The sequence below is a fragment of the Enterococcus sp. AZ103 genome (assembly GCF_051714685.1).
GTDB lineage: Bacteria > Bacillota > Bacilli > Lactobacillales > Enterococcaceae > Enterococcus_A > Enterococcus_A alishanensis.
Map to the genome: position 1 here is coordinate 2,353,042 of NZ_JBIOSI010000001.1, position 15,207 is coordinate 2,368,248.

15 protein-coding genes are annotated in these 15,207 nt (G+C 34.6%); all 15 read right to left on the minus strand.

Features of this window, described 5'->3' with window-relative positions:
- Positions 1-102: 102 nt before the first annotated feature.
- The 15 genes from dnaI to ID741_RS11850 all read right to left on the minus strand — a co-directional run bounded on the left by dnaI (position 103) and on the right by ID741_RS11850 (position 15,177).
- Entirely contained in the window at positions 103-1,029 is a 927-nt protein-coding gene (gene dnaI, locus ID741_RS11780; protein WP_438720097.1) for a primosomal protein DnaI, read from the minus strand.
- Positions 1,029-2,327, minus strand: a complete 1,299-nt coding sequence (locus ID741_RS11785; RefSeq protein WP_438720098.1) for a DnaD domain protein — start codon at positions 2,325-2,327, stop codon at positions 1,029-1,031. Before ID741_RS11785 ends, dnaI begins: the two co-directional genes overlap by 1 nt.
- An 11-nt stretch (positions 2,328-2,338) precedes the next feature.
- Complete coding sequence (gene nrdR, locus ID741_RS11790; protein ID WP_218325368.1) at positions 2,339-2,815, minus strand: transcriptional regulator NrdR; 477 nt, start codon at positions 2,813-2,815, stop codon at positions 2,339-2,341.
- Positions 2,816-2,905: 90 nt separating this feature from the next.
- On the minus strand, positions 2,906-3,505 hold the full coding sequence (gene coaE / locus ID741_RS11795; protein WP_438720099.1) for a dephospho-CoA kinase: 600 nt from the start codon (positions 3,503-3,505) through the stop codon (positions 2,906-2,908).
- Complete coding sequence (gene mutM / locus ID741_RS11800) at positions 3,502-4,341, minus strand: DNA-formamidopyrimidine glycosylase (protein WP_438720100.1); 840 nt, start codon at positions 4,339-4,341, stop codon at positions 3,502-3,504. The genes coaE and mutM overlap by 4 nt, the downstream gene beginning before the upstream one ends.
- A 181-nt stretch (positions 4,342-4,522) precedes the next feature.
- A complete protein-coding gene (gene polA / locus ID741_RS11805) occupies positions 4,523-7,165 on the minus strand; it encodes a DNA polymerase I (RefSeq protein WP_438720101.1) in 2,643 nt (880 codons plus the stop codon).
- Positions 7,166-7,266: 101 nt separating this feature from the next.
- Positions 7,267-7,950 carry a Bax inhibitor-1/YccA family protein gene (locus ID741_RS11810; RefSeq protein WP_438720102.1) on the minus strand — a complete coding sequence of 228 codons (684 nt, stop codon included), beginning with the start codon at positions 7,948-7,950 and terminating at the stop codon, positions 7,267-7,269.
- On the minus strand, positions 7,943-8,398 hold the full coding sequence (locus ID741_RS11815) for a MaoC family dehydratase (RefSeq protein ID WP_218325457.1): 456 nt from the start codon (positions 8,396-8,398) through the stop codon (positions 7,943-7,945). The genes ID741_RS11810 and ID741_RS11815 overlap by 8 nt, the downstream gene beginning before the upstream one ends.
- 160 nt (positions 8,399-8,558) lie before the next feature.
- Positions 8,559-9,893, minus strand: coding sequence for a UDP-N-acetylmuramate--L-alanine ligase (gene murC / locus ID741_RS11820; RefSeq protein ID WP_218325373.1), 1,335 nt, complete (start codon positions 9,891-9,893; stop codon positions 8,559-8,561).
- An 82-nt stretch (positions 9,894-9,975) separates the two neighbouring features.
- Positions 9,976-10,413 carry a SprT family protein gene (locus tag ID741_RS11825; protein WP_438720103.1) on the minus strand — a complete coding sequence of 146 codons (438 nt, stop codon included), beginning with the start codon at positions 10,411-10,413 and terminating at the stop codon, positions 9,976-9,978.
- On the minus strand, positions 10,403-12,583 hold the full coding sequence (locus tag ID741_RS11830) for a Tex family protein (protein WP_438720104.1): 2,181 nt from the start codon (positions 12,581-12,583) through the stop codon (positions 10,403-10,405). The genes ID741_RS11825 and ID741_RS11830 overlap by 11 nt, the downstream gene beginning before the upstream one ends.
- 45 nt (positions 12,584-12,628) lie before the next feature.
- Positions 12,629-13,528, minus strand: coding sequence for a DMT family transporter (locus tag ID741_RS11835; RefSeq protein ID WP_438720105.1), 900 nt, complete (start codon positions 13,526-13,528; stop codon positions 12,629-12,631).
- Between the two features lie 62 nt (positions 13,529-13,590).
- Complete coding sequence (locus ID741_RS11840; protein WP_438720106.1) at positions 13,591-14,334, minus strand: metallophosphoesterase family protein; 744 nt, start codon at positions 14,332-14,334, stop codon at positions 13,591-13,593.
- Complete coding sequence (locus ID741_RS11845; protein WP_438720107.1) at positions 14,331-14,702, minus strand: VOC family protein; 372 nt, start codon at positions 14,700-14,702, stop codon at positions 14,331-14,333. Before ID741_RS11845 ends, ID741_RS11840 begins: the two co-directional genes overlap by 4 nt.
- 91 nt (positions 14,703-14,793) lie before the next feature.
- Positions 14,794-15,177 carry a DUF1149 family protein gene (locus tag ID741_RS11850; protein WP_218325379.1) on the minus strand — a complete coding sequence of 128 codons (384 nt, stop codon included), beginning with the start codon at positions 15,175-15,177 and terminating at the stop codon, positions 14,794-14,796.
- Positions 15,178-15,207 lie beyond the last annotated feature (30 nt).

Below are 15,207 nucleotides of genomic sequence, written 5' to 3' on the forward strand. Positions count from 1 at the left end.
AATTTAATTATAACACCACACAAAAAAACAGCCCCAAAAAAAGCATTTAAAAAAGCTAATTTTAACGGGGCATTTTGTTTTTTCTTAGAATATTCTCTTCATTTATCCATTTCGACGGTTATTTCCAATAACCATTATCTCTCGACTCAAGTAACGAATTCGTTCCATAATTCTTTTTGCTTTTAATGGCTCTTGATCTCCACGTTGTGTGACACTCAAATGTGTTTCTAATTCGTCCATATTGAAATTAGAAGAAAAGAAGGTCGGCAGTTGTTCTTGCATTCGATATTGTAAAATCACACCTAAAATATCATCTCGAATCCATGCACTCATAGAATCTGCACCAATATCATCAATCATTAAGATTGGGGCCTTTTTTACTGAATCTAGTTTGTCGCCGACACTATCACTGGAGATGGCTTGTTTCATTTCTCCGGCAAAGGAAGGAAAATGCAACAAAGTAGTTTCAAAACCTTGAGCCGCTAATTCATGAGCAATTGCGCCAAGCAAATAAGTTTTTCCAACACCAAATGTACCTACTAAAAACAAGGCTTTGTGAAAATTTTTTGGATTTTCAACATATCCATTGATAAAATCTAAGGCCGCTTCGAGGGCCTCGCTTCGACCAGCTGTAACTTCAAAATTACGAATCGAAGCTTCTCGAATATCTTTTGGCATATCTAAAGAATTAACCCGATTACGGATTTCTGCTTCCTTCTGAATCCGAACTAATTCATCTGTTGGAACATAAGTGACATCAATGAAATGGAAATTTAAATTTAAGCGTGGTTCATAACCTGGTGCAATCATTGTAGGATCATTAGTTAGAAATTTATTTTTTTCTTGCACGAATTCGTAAAGTTTTGCAAAAGATTTTTCAATATCTGCTTGCGTTAGTTTTTGTTTATGGGTTTCAATAAATGCTCTTACATCAGGATCCTGTAAAACTTCTTGCATCATTTCTTGATAACGACCAGCTACCCCACGGCTTCTAATAATTTGTGTCAGTTCTTTTCCTACGTCTTCCATTAATTATCACCCTCTTTATTTAAAAATTGTGCTAATTTTCGATTTAATTCAGCCGTTTTCTCCTCACTTAAGGAACTTTCAACTGGCGGTTGCTTAATATGCTCGGGCAGTGCCTCTGTCCGTGTTTGGAAATTTTTCCGTTGTGAAAAGTTAGTGGAACTTTTTTTCTTAACAAACTTTTGATTATTATTTTTCAAACGCGAGATGGCTTTTTCAGGGGTATCAATGCCTTGAGCTGACCAGTCCTGAGCAATTTTAGTAATATAATTTTCATTTAAATAGCTTTGTTTTTGGACGACTAGCGCATAATTAATTAATATATTAACTACGCCAGAAGTCAATTTTTGTTGGGTCAGCATTTTTTCAATTAATTTTAATTCATTATTTTGCGTACTGACCCCTTTTTGTTTTTTGATTGCCTTAAAATACTGAACCGGTGGAAATTTTTTACTTTCCTCCAACAATCTTGCTTCACCTTTTGTAAAAGACTCAGGCTTTACTTTTACTGGTTTTTCTTCTGAGGGCTTATCTTGTTTACCTAACAATTGTCGTAAATAGTTTAAATCTACATGTTGCGTTTCACCGACTGAAGCTTTACCGACAAAATCGGCCATTTCAATCTCGTTAACTGCATACATAATATGCAAGCTTTCAATCGCTTTTTTTGTTTGATCATTCAAGTGAATTTTAAATTTTTGAATCAAGTGGTTAAATGTTTCCCAATCAAATCCTTTATCCAAGGTCTCTTCTACAAACATATCTTGCGTTTGCTTTAATACTTCAGCATTTGCTTCAAAGTTGGATTCTTGAATATTATAGATTTCTCGAAAGGTTTTCGCAATATTTTTTAAACCCTTTTTATTAAAATTGGCGGGTTTAAAGCGATCAACCAATCTTTGATAACGGCGTTCACCTATTTTGTTAAGTAATAAGTAGCTCATAATTGGATCTTGAAAAAAAGTTTCTGGTTTCATGGGGGTATGCAATTGATAAACTAGCTGTAAGCCCAATTCAGTATCTTTTTTTTCAAAACTTTCCAATAAACCTAGGCCTTCTAATTTTTCACGAGCTTTAATCATGTTTGGTAAGCCTAGATCAATTGCTGACAACAAATCAGTGTGCATTATTTCCTGACTTTTTCCAGTTAAAGTAATATCAGCATTTAAATTCAAATAGAGAGCCAGTGCTTGACTACCAATGATTGGCTGATAAAGATATAGTAATGCCTGTTGATTACTTTGATCTAATTGTGGCACCCCATAAACTGTATAAAAAGTTGTGGGTTTGATTTCTTCCACTTAAATTTCTCCTATTCTTCTGGCTTAGAAGATTTCGCTTTATCGACAATTTCTTGTAATTCTCGCAAAAAGACTGACATGTCTTTAAACTGACGATAAACACTGGCAAAACGAATATAAGCAATTTCATCTACTTCCATTAAATCTTCCATCACAAAATCACCAATCAAACTCGTTGAAACTTCATTTTCTCCCATGCTTCGGACACGATTTTCTACGTGATCGACGATTTGTTCCATTTGTTCCATCGCCACTGGTCTTTTCTCGGCTGAACGGATTAAACCGCGTAAAATTTTATCTCGACTAAATTCCTCACGATCACCATTACGTTTCACAACTAATAGCGGTGCGGCTTCAATTCTTTCAAAAGTGGTGAAACGAAACCCACAATTTTCACACTCTCGGCGACGACGAATGGCACGATTGTCATCTGTTTGACGGCTATCTATCACACGTGAACTATTATGATTACATCTTGGACAACGCATTTACTCACCTCTTATTTTATCTGAAGATTTAACTAAAGTTTACCATAACAAAATTATGAAAAAAAGCGGTTAAAGATCTAACAATACGCATTAACTGATAAAGTTTTGTTTTTTTAACCAATCTTCAACTTGCTGTTTCGTTTCTTCTATCGTACCACGATTGTCAAATACGATATCTGCTTTTTGTTTTTTTTCATCAATTGACCATTGGCTGTTGATTCGATTAAAGGCTTCATTTTCGGTATAGTTATTTCTTTTCATCAAACGTTCCAACTGAATTCTAGGACTAACATAAACTACAGCAATCACGTCCAATTCTTTTTCATAGTGAGCTTCATAAAGTAAAGGAATATCTGCAATAACTAAAGGGGATTTCTTCTTTAGCTCTTCAATTTGACGTAAAATTTCTTTTCTAATAAATGGTTTGATGGTTTCATTTAATTTTAGCCTTTCATCTGGCTGACTAAAAACTAAATCACCTAATTTTTTTCGATCCAAACCACCTTCAGCTAATAAAATATCTTCACCAAATTTTTCGACAACTGCCGCTAATCCCTCGGTACCAGGCTCCACTACTTCTCTAGCCACCACATCGCCATCAACAACAGGAATTTGATGATTTTTAAATACATTTACGACTGTTGATTTTCCAGTAGCAATACTACCAGTCACGCCTAATACAAAACTCATATCTTCACCTGCTTTAATTTTTGACAATGGGGACAAAGATGGGTACCTCTTTGAGCGACTTTAATTTTAATAATCGGTGTTTGACACCTTTTGCAAGGCAGTCCGGTTTGGCCATATACATTCAACTTTTGTTGGAAATGACCTGCTTCGCCTAAAGCATTCAAATAGGTACGGATAGTTGTTCCACCAGCTTTTTTTGCTTCTGAGATAACAGTAATAATTGCCTGATGCAGTTTCTTTGCGGCCTGCTTTGAAATTGATTTTGCTGGCTGCATAGGATGGATTTTGGCTAACCATAATACTTCATCAACATAAATATTGCCTAAACCAGCAACAATTTTTTGATTGAGCAATAATGGCTTAATCATGGTGGTTGATTTTTGTAATTTTTGATAGAAAGGCGCGAAGGCAAATTCTTCAGTTGTTGGTTCTGGACCTAATTGAAGGATTCCTTTATAGTTTTCACCTTGTCCTTTCGGTAGTAAAGCCATTCGTCCAAATTTTCTTACATCGTGATAAATTAATTCAGAACCATCAGTGAAAATAAAACGCACGTGACTATGTTTATCCAAAACAGTCTCTTCAGGAAAATATTCATACTTTCCTTCCATTCTTAAATGAGAGACCATATCAAAATCATCAAATTCAAAAATTAAATATTTTCCACGTCTTTTAACATCTTGGATTGTCTCACCAATTAATTCGATTGCAAATTGTTCAACTTCTGGTGATTCAATAATTCTAGGCCAAAAAACCTCTACTTTTTTAATTGTTTTATTTTTTACTAATGCTTCCAAACCAATTCTGACGGTCTCAACTTCCGGTAGTTCTGGCATTTCAACACTTCCTAGTTAAAAAAGACTGGGACAACAATCTAAACAGTTTTTAAACATCTGAATCAAAATCAGTAAAGCTACTAAAGATTGTCATTCTTTGAAAATGACTTATTAGATCCCAAAACCAACACTATAATGTTCGGATTTCTTCTGTAAAATTTGTTGTCACAGTGTTTTTATTTTATTTTGCTTCGTACCAAGTTTTTCCCCAGCTACTATCTGTTAATAATGGGACATTTAATGATACAGTATTTTCCATGACTTCTTTGACTAATTTATCTAGCATTTCGACTTCATTTTCTGGTACTTCAAAAACCAATTCATCATGCACTTGCAATAACATGGTTGCTTTTAGATCTGTTTTGGCTAATCGTTTAGACAGTTCAATCATTGCTAACTTAAGAATATCAGCGGCACTTCCTTGAATTGGAGTATTGATCGCTGTCCGCTCTGCGAAAGAACGAATATTGAAATTTCTTGAGTTAATATCTGGTAAGTAACGGCGACGATTATAAAGTGTTTTTGCATAGCCTTGATGTTTTGCCTCTCGAACACTTTCTTCCATATATCTTTTTACATCAGGATAGTTTTCGAAATAAGTGTCAATATATTCTTGTGCTGCTTTTCTAGTAATTCCCAAATTTTGTGACAAGCCATAATCAGAAATTCCATAAACAATCCCAAAGTTCACCGCTTTAGCGTTACGACGCATGTTTGGTGTTACATCTTCTTCTTTTACACCAAATACCCGCATTGCCGTACTTGTGTGAATATCCATGCCATCCTTAAATGCTTGAATCAAATGCTTGTCGCCAGAAATGTGAGCCAATACCCGCAATTCAATTTGTGAATAATCTGAAGAATAAATCAGCCAATCTTTTTCCCGGGGAACAAAAGCTTGACGAATTTTACGACCTTCTTCTAAGCGAATCGGAATATTTTGTAAATTAGGATCAACTGAACTTAAGCGACCAGTTTGAGTCAAAGTCTGAATATAACGAGTGTGAATCTTATTATCTGATTGAATCACCTTCAATAAGCCTTCAACATATGTTGATTGGATTTTAGCAATTTGACGATAGTTCAAAATATCGTCAACTATTGGTGCTTGTTCTCTCAATTGTTCTAAAACATCAACAGCGGTTGAATAACCGGTTTTTGTTTTTTTAATAACTGGTAACTGCATTTTTTCAAATAAGATCACACCTAATTGTTTTGGTGAATTGATATTGAAGGTTTCACCAGCTTCTTCATAGATTTTTTGCTCAATTTCTTGTAGTCTCTTTGAAAATTCGCCTCGCATATTTTGTAAAGTTTGGGCATTAACTGTAATCCCAGTAATCTCCATTTCGGCTAAAATCCGAGATAATGGCAATTCCATCTCATAAAATAAACGATCTTGTTGTTTTTCTTCCAATTCACTTTCAAGTTTTTGACTCAAAAATTTAATGGCTTGAATTTTTCGTGCCAAATGATTAAAGAACACTTCTTGATCTTCCGGCAAGCCTTTTTTGGCCCCTTTACCATAAATCTGTTCATCTGATTGAATTTCAGTAAAACCATAATGTTGAGCTACACCAGCGATATCATTACTGTTATCATTTGTATCTAGCAGATAGGCTGCCAGTAAAACATCAAAGTTAATACCTTCAGTTTTCGTGACAAAACGATTCAAAGCAACATATGTCCGCTTTGCATCGTAAACTTTTTTTCCATTTGTTGACTCTAACCAACTTTTAAATACCGGGGATTCAAATAAATCCAAATGATTATTCGTAACATAAATCTTATTTTGGTTGCTCCAAGACACGCCAACAACGTCAGCAGTATGATAATTATCTTGTAGCATTTCTACATGGAGGCAAGCATCTGGTCCAAATTGACTTTCATCAAAAGTATCCACCACATCATAATGGATATCTTCAAGTTCTACCGGATCTTCTTCAATATTTAGCTTACTTAAAAACTGTTTAAAATCCATCTCTTTGTAAAATTCGACTAGTCTTTCGATATCTTTGCCATGATAACTTAATTCATCTAACTCAATAGTTACTGGGGCTTTTGTATCAATAGTTGCTAGTTTTTTTGATAAGAAGGCTTGATCTTTATCATTAATCAGATTTTCCTTCATCTTGCTTTTTTTCATTTCATCAATGTTTTGATAGACACCTTCAACGCTGCCATATTCTTTAATTAATTTAATCGCCGTTTTTTCACCGACTTTTGTTACACCAGGATAATTATCTGATGTATCGCCTGCTAATCCTTTTAAATCAATAATTTGATTTGGAGTCAAGCCATCATATTTTTCAGCAACATGGGCTGGTGTATATGATTCGATATCACTGACTCCTTTTACTGTGATATCGACAGTAATTTTATCACTTGCTAACTGAGTTAAATCTCGGTCGCCTGTTAAAACCACTACTTCAAAATCATTTTGGCTACCTTGCTCAGCTAAAGTACCAATAATATCATCGGCTTCATAGTTATCAAGTTCATAATGTTTAACCCCTAAAGCTTCAATTAATTCTCTAATATAGGGCATTTGCTCACGAAACTCACCTGGTGTTTTCGAACGTCCACCTTTGTAGTCACTATACATTTCTGTTCTGAAGGTAGTTTTTCCGGCATCAAAGGCCACTAGGACATGAGTAGGTTGAACACTTTTCATTACATTCTCAAACATATTATTAAATGCATAGATTGCATTCGTATGTAAGCCATTTTTATTTTTAAATTTTTCAAGTGAATTGTGCATCGCAAAAAAAGCTCGAAATGCGACACTATTCCCATCTACTAATAATAATTTTTTTTCAGTCATAATTTCTCTCCTTTAACCTTCATTTTAACAAAGGCATCACCAATTTGAAAATGAAAAAAGACTTTGATAAACTTTCGCTCATCAAAGTCTCAATTTGAAAATTAGTTATTGTTTCCAAAAATTCTTAAGAACGCCAAGAACATATTAACAAAGTCTAAGTATAATTGTAATGCTAAGAATACCGCAACCCCATTTCCAGCTTGGCCGTTCGTTCCAGCATAAATTTTGCGGATGTTTTGATTGTCATAAGCTGTTAAACCGGACATGATGATAACCATTAAGATAGAAATCAATAATTCTACAGCTGAACTTTGTAAGATAAAGACATTCAAGAACATCGCAATAATAATCCCAATTAAACTACTTAGTGCCGCACGACCAACACCTGACAAATCTCGTTTGGTGGTAACTCCTACAACAGCCATCACCATAAACATCACCATCGTTGAAATAAATGCCTGTGTGACTGTTCCAATATCATAAATGGCTAAAGTAACTGCTAAAGTAATTCCATTTAAAACAGAGTAAGCAATGAATCCTGAAATTGCGATCGTTGAATTTTTTTGAGCTTTTACCCCTAAAATAATGACTAAAGCAATTTCCAAAATCCAAAGACCAATAAAGCCTAATGGGAAATGTTGAATCAAATTAATTGCTTGCGCGCTCATTGGTCCTAATGTTAAGTAAGAAACAAAAGCGCTAATTCCAATTCCTAAAGCTAAAAATCCGTAAATCTTAGCAAAAAAACGATTTAAGCCAACTGCTTGTGTTTGTTGATTATTCATTTATATCCTCTCCTAACTTGACAGTAGGTGGTTTCACCATCACCACAGCATCTAATATTCTTTTATCTTCGCTGTTGGTAGCTTCAACTGAGATTGTGACAACATCTTTCATTTTGTCGACTTTAATAACTTCAAACTCAAAAGTTAAGGTTTCATAATGATAAACTGGATCAATAAAATTAATTGAAAAATTCACTATATGTGAACCTGGACCTGGCAAATGCTTTGAAATCGCACTAGTAATCAATCCCATAATCATCACTGATGGCACAAGTGGTTTATCATATTCACTTGCTTTTGCATATTCATGTTGAATATATAATGGATTCGCATCATTGGTTAATCCCAAATACAACAATAATTGATTGTCCTCAATCGATTCTGTTAAGGATAACGAGTCCCCTTCCTCAATTTCATCGATCATTTTCCCGACTTTTCGAGTTTTCATATTATACAAAGCTTTTTCCCTCCGTTGATTAATCTAAATATATTTTAGCGAAGTTCTTATTAAAAAACAAGCGAACTCTTTCACTAACGACTGAATCAATTTAATTTAAATTTTTCCTTAATAAAAAATCAGCTACCCAAAAAGAATAGCTGAAATCATTTTATAATACATTTCTTGTAGTAGTGCTTAATAGATTTTCATAGGCCTGCTCAAAACGTTGTACATCACCAGCACCCATGAAAATGACGACACCATTTTCGTAATCCAATAATGGAGACATGTTATCTTCAGAAATAACTTGTCCGCCTTTTTGGATTTTTGCGCCTAAATCTTCAATCTTAACTTCACCAGCTGTTTCTCTAGCGCTAGAAAAAATATCTAATAAATAAACGTGATCTGCCTTATCTAAAGCTTCTGCAAAATCATCTAGCAAAGCAATTGTCCGAGAAAAAGTATGAGGTTGGAAAACCGCAATAAGTTCTTTTTCGGGATATTTTTGGCGGGCTGCATCAATAGTAGCTTTAATTTCAGCAGGATGATGCGCATAATCATCAACGACTATCATATCTGCAACTTGTTTTTCAGTAAAACGGCGTTTGACACCAGAAAAAGTCAACATTTCAGCTTTTACTTTATCCATGTCTAATTTTTCAAAATAGCTGACAGCAATAACTGCTAATGCGTTTAAAATATTGTGTTTACCAAATGATGGTACTGAAAAACGACCGATAAATTGATCTTGATGATAGACATCAAAAGCAGAACCATTTGTTGTGCGGACAATATTTCTAGCTTGAATATCATCATCTTCTGTTAAACCATAATAATAAATCGGTACATCTGCCTTTAATTTACGTAAGTATTCATCATCGCCATAAGCAAAAATTCCTTTTTTTACTTGATTGGTTAAAGTTTGGAATGCTTCAAAAACGTCATCAATGCTTTTGAAATAGTCTGGATGATCAAAATCTATGTTGGTCATAATCGCATAATCAGGCGCATAAGCCAAAAAATGACGCTGGTATTCACAAGCTTCAAATGAAAAGAATTTTGCATCTGGTTCACCATGACCAGTACCGTCACCAATTAAATAGCTAGTTGGCGCAATTCCACTTAACACATGTGAAAGTAAACCAGTCGTACTTGTTTTACCATGAGATCCCGTTACCGCCACACTTGTATAAGGTTGGATAAACTTCCCAATAAAATCATGGTAGCGAATAATTTCTAAGCCTAACTCTTTGGCTTTAGCAATTTCTTCATGGGTATCAGGAAAAGCGTTCCCTTGAATAATCGTCATCCCAGCCTTAATGTTATCCGCGCTGAAAGGTAAAATTTTAATATGGGCTTTTTCTAAATCTCGTTGGGTAAAGAAATATTTCTCTACATCTGATCCTTGCACTTGATAGCCTTTTTCATGAAGAACTAAAGCTAAAGAGCTCATTCCAGAACCTTTAATACCAACAAAATGATATAGCGTTTCTTTATTATTCATTATTTCTCATCCTTATGTACTTTTTAATTGCGATTCACATTATCATATATATTCAAAAAAATAGCAAATGATTATTCATTTTCTAAGCTATTAAGCGAAGTTTCCCATTACATTTGCCGCAAACAAAGCGATTTGTGTCAATTTTTCTTTGGCGGCTGATTTTTTGGCCGCATTTTTTGCAAAGATAAGTTTTTTCTTTACCTGTGCTAACAGTCGGTGCAAAACGGCTGCCATCAACTTTTTTAAGTAATTGCTTAAAGTCTTGATCTTGATGCTTATAACCTCGCTTGGTTAAATGCAAGTGATAATGACAAAGTTCATGTTTAATTACTTTAATAAATTCTGCCAGGCCATGTTGTTCCACAATCAGAGGATTGAAATCTAAATGGTGATCCTTCAAATGATAACGACCACCGGTAGATTTTAAACGGCGATTAAAAATTGCCTGGTGTTTAAAAGGTAAGCGGAAAGAAGTCAACGAGACTTCTTCCACTAATTTTTGCAACTCATTATTTGTCATTTTTCTTAAGCGGAATCATTGATAAACTGATTCGCCCTTTCTGTACATCTACACCATCAACCCAGACGGTTACCACATCACCAACTGAAACAATATCGGTTGGATGTTTAACAAACTTAGTACTTAGTTTCGAAATATGAACCAAACCATCTTGTTTTACACCAATATCTACAAAGGCACCAAAATCGATTACGTTTCGAACGGTTCCTTGTAGTTCCATGCCGGCTTTTAAATCTTCCATCGATAAAACATCTTGACGGAGTAAAGGTGCTGGCATTTCATCTCGCATATCTCGCCCTGGTTGAATTAGTGCTTCCAAAATATCTTGTACCGTTTCTTTACCAATGCCTAATTCTCGACCTAATTCATTTATAGACAAAGCCTTTATTTTTTTCGTTGCTTCTTCGCTACCTAAATCGGTTAAGGATACATCCGCAATTGTTAAAATGCTCTTTGCAGCTTCGTAACTTTCCGGGTGAATACTAGTATTATCTAATACATTCTTTCCTTCAGGAATTCGTAAAAATCCAACTGCTTGCTCAAAAGCTTTTGGTCCTAAGCGAGGTACTTTTTTTAATTGGTTACGAGCAGTATAAGCACCATTTTCATCGCGATAATTCACAACATTTTGAGCTGTAGTTTTATTTAGACCAGACGCATATTGTAACAATTGCGGGCTTGCTGTATTTACATTAACACCTACTTGGTTAACTGCCGTTTCAACAACGAAATCTAATTGCTCAGACAAGCGTTTTTGACTAACATCATGTTGATATTGTCCAACACCAACTGCCTTCGGGTCAATTTTAACTAATTCAGCTAAAGGATCTTGTAATCTACGAGCGATACTGACTGCACTTCGTTCTTCTACTTGTAAATCAGGAAATTCTGTTCTTGCCACATCACTAGCAGAATAAACTGAGGCACCAGCTTCATTAACAATCACATAAAAAACTTGTTCTTTGACTTCTTTTAATTGCTCAGAGACAAATAATTCCGACTCACGACTAGCCGTTCCGTTACCAATCGCTACCATCTCAACTTTGAATTTTTCAATTAATTTTCTAAAAGCTGGTGCTGCTTCTGCTCTTTTTGCTTGTGAAGCTGGCTTATGAGGATAAATGACTTCGATTGCTAAAACTTTTCCAGTTCCATCAACTACTGCAAGCTTACAACCTGTTCGATAAGCTGGATCAAAACCTAAAACTACTTTATTTTTTAACGGTGATTGTAACAATAAGTTACGTAAATTCTCGCCAAAAATATCGATTGCTTGTTCATCCGCCTTCTCGGTTAATTCATTACGAATTTCTCGTTCGATTGCTGGGCCAATAAATCTTTTATAGCTATCTTGATAAGCATCTTTTAAATAAGTTGCGGTAATTGATTGAGGATTCATTTTTAATTGCTTGTCAAAATATTCAAAAATAAATTGTTCATCAACAACTATACTGACTTTTAATATTTCTTCTTTCTCGCCACGATTTGAAGCTAATACACGATGTGAAACCATTTTACTAATCGGCTCGGAAAAATCGTAATACATCTCGTAGACACTTTTTTCGTCTTTGTCAGCATCTTTGACTTTACTTTCATAAAATCCTCTACTTTTAGTATAATCACGAATCCAAGTGCGATAATCCGGATGATCACTAATTTGTTCTGCTAATATTTCGTGAGCACCTTGCAAAGCTGCTTCTGCTGTTTCAATCTTTTCGTTGATATATTTATTTGCTTCTGCAAATACATCACCTTCTAACGGCATTGACCATAAATATTCAGCTAATGGTTCTAAACCATTTTCTTTAGCAATCGTCGCCTTTGTCCGTCGTTTTTGTTTATAAGGACGATATAAATCCTCTACTTTTTGCATCTTAACAGCTGCTTTGATTTCTGCAGCTAAATCATCGGTTAACTTACCTTGTTCTTCAATGATGCGAAGAACTTCACCTTTTCGTTTTTCCAAGTTTTCTAAATAAGTAAAACGTTCTTCAATCTCACGGATTTGAACTTCGTCTAGACTTCCAGTCCGCTCTTTTCTATAACGGGCAATAAAGGGGACGGTATTCCCTTCTTGTAACATAGTTAAAACTATCTCAATCTGACCCTTTCGATAAGGTAATTCCTTATCAACTAATTGGACAATTGCTTGATTTAAATTTTCTGACATATTTGTACTCCATTCTTCCAAAATCTTTTCTATTTTATCACATTTTTATTCCTTTTGGCGCATTTGTCTTGAAGCTGAAATATTGGGCCATTCGGAAAGGAATAATCCTAGTAAAGTCAGACAAATACCAAAAAAGGTTTTCAATGATAAAGGTTCATGTAAAATAATGACCGATGAGATAGTTGTTAACATAGGAATTGAGTAGATATAAATAGATGAACGTACAGGACCCAACATCTTAACTGAAAAATTCCAAGTAACAAAACAAGTTGCTGAGGCACCTAGCCCTAAGAAAATAAGATTCCAAAAATTTTCACCATTGGCTAAGCGCGAAAAATCAAAGTGATCGATTGATAGCAATAAAACAGGCAACATAGTAATTAATCCGTAAAAGAATATTTTCTTGGTCATACCAATCGTACTATAACCGAAGCTACTGATTTTTTTAACAAACAAAGAATAAATTGCCCAAAAGAAAATCGCGATAAAAGTTAAACCATCTCCAATTGGATTAACTTGGATAGCGCCATTCAAACTGATTAATGAAATTCCTATTAATGAAAAAATAAACCCCATAATGAACATCTTGTACAGCTTACCTTGCTTTAGTACAAATCGACTCAACAAAGCAGTCATAAATGGGCTTAATGAACCAATAATCCCAACGTTCATAGCAAAAGTATAAGTCAAAGCTACATTTTCTAAGTAATAATAAAGGAAGACCCCAGAAATTCCTGCACAAATAAAATAAAATTCTTCTTTCCAATTTTTAAAAGGAATGATTTTAGGTGAAACAATCGCTAAAGCAATAAAACCTAATAGAAAGCGAATAAACAATATTTCAATTGGTAAAAAGCTTTTTAGTAAAACTTTAGTCGAAACAAAAGTTGTCGCCCAGATAATGACTGTTACGCCTGCAGCTATATGTCCTTTATATTTTTCCACACCATCACTCCTTATTAAAACTTAAAGACACTAGTAGTTTTCTATAAAACTCACCAGCGCCTTTAAATACTCGGTTGCCAGCCATGACCGGCATTTGAAATTTCAAAATCCTTTACTATTTTTTCTTGATTGAACACAACGCCATGTAGTGAACCGCCAAAAACAGCACCACCATCAATCCCAATTTTCCCATCACTTTGCCATAAATCCGTCGTAGTCATATCCCCATAAAGCATTGGTGTAACCGTATGACCAAAAACAATTGTTTTGCCCGTTTGATTTTTTCCTTTAATAAAAGGTTCTCTTATCCATAAAAAATCATGAGGCGAACTTTTTTTCCAATCTTTTTGTACTAAATCCACTCCTGCGTGAACAAAAATATATTTTTCCCACTCAAAATAAAATGGACGCTCTTGTAAAAAAGTAATCAATTCTCCGTAACGACTTTTAATCATCATAGCCATTTCAGTAGGTGAATATTCTTCAATTGCACCAGGGTGTAAAAGGCTCTCCATCGTTTCCTTGCCACCATTATGAAAATAATTGGGGCCCCAATCCTCTGGCGCTGCTAAAAATTCTAGAAAATATGCTTCATGGTTTCCCATTAAATAGATAACATTTTGTTCCTCCACTAATTTTTTTCCTAGTAACCAACAATCCTTGCTTTTCTTTCCGCGATCATTCAAATCGCCGATTAATATAAGCTGTTGCTGAGTTTGGTAGTTTTGTAACATCTCTTGAAAAAGGTGATATTCGCCGTGAATATCACCGATAGCAAACACTTCAGTTGGATTGTTTAATTTCATTTTCCAGATACCACAAAATAATTGCCTTCAATATCAACAAAATTAAAGACATATTCTCCACCAATTTGTGTTAAATCTCCAAGTTGAACTGCTTTTTCCTGTAAATCTTTATAAAGTGCCATCACATCATCACTACTGAAAATTAATGCTGGGCTTGGTTCGCTTACCTCATCAGAATTATTTTCAATAAATGTCCGATCATAAATCATAAAGTGGACAGCACCATTTGGTACCACAGCAATTTCTGCAACTGGTGAACCATCAATTTCATTTTGACTGATAATGACAAAACCAAGCTTCTCCCAAAATGCTGCATATTTTGCTACATCGTTAGCATATAAAATAATCGTTACTTGTTCATTAAACATATTTTCACCTCGCCTCAGTTTAACAAAAATACATCAGGTATGCATCAAAAAAACCAGTGGTTCATCTGATAAAAATCAGACAATTCACTGGTTATTGTTCGTTTGGCGCAAAATTAATTTTTAATCCTGGTCGATCTAAAGCAATTTCAGTTACTTCATAAATCAAACGTTCAATAATTTTAAAAACTGGAATAGCAATTTCGTTGGCTTCTTTTTTTGATAAATCAGACGGCTTCTTAATTTCCCGATTCATGATGTGGATGACTTGAGAGACACTCCCACCAACAATGAATTCTTCAAAAGGAAAAGTAAAGAAAACTCTGACACCAACAATGCTATTTTCTTGTGGGTAGCTCGGATCAGTTGTATTAAGAATATCAAAATTAACATCTAATTTTTGTTCCACCTCTTGGCCCACTGGTGGTATTCCATAATTAAATGATTCGACTGTTTCTGGCTCACGTTGTAATTCCATGACGCACCTCCTCCATAAAATTATAATCAA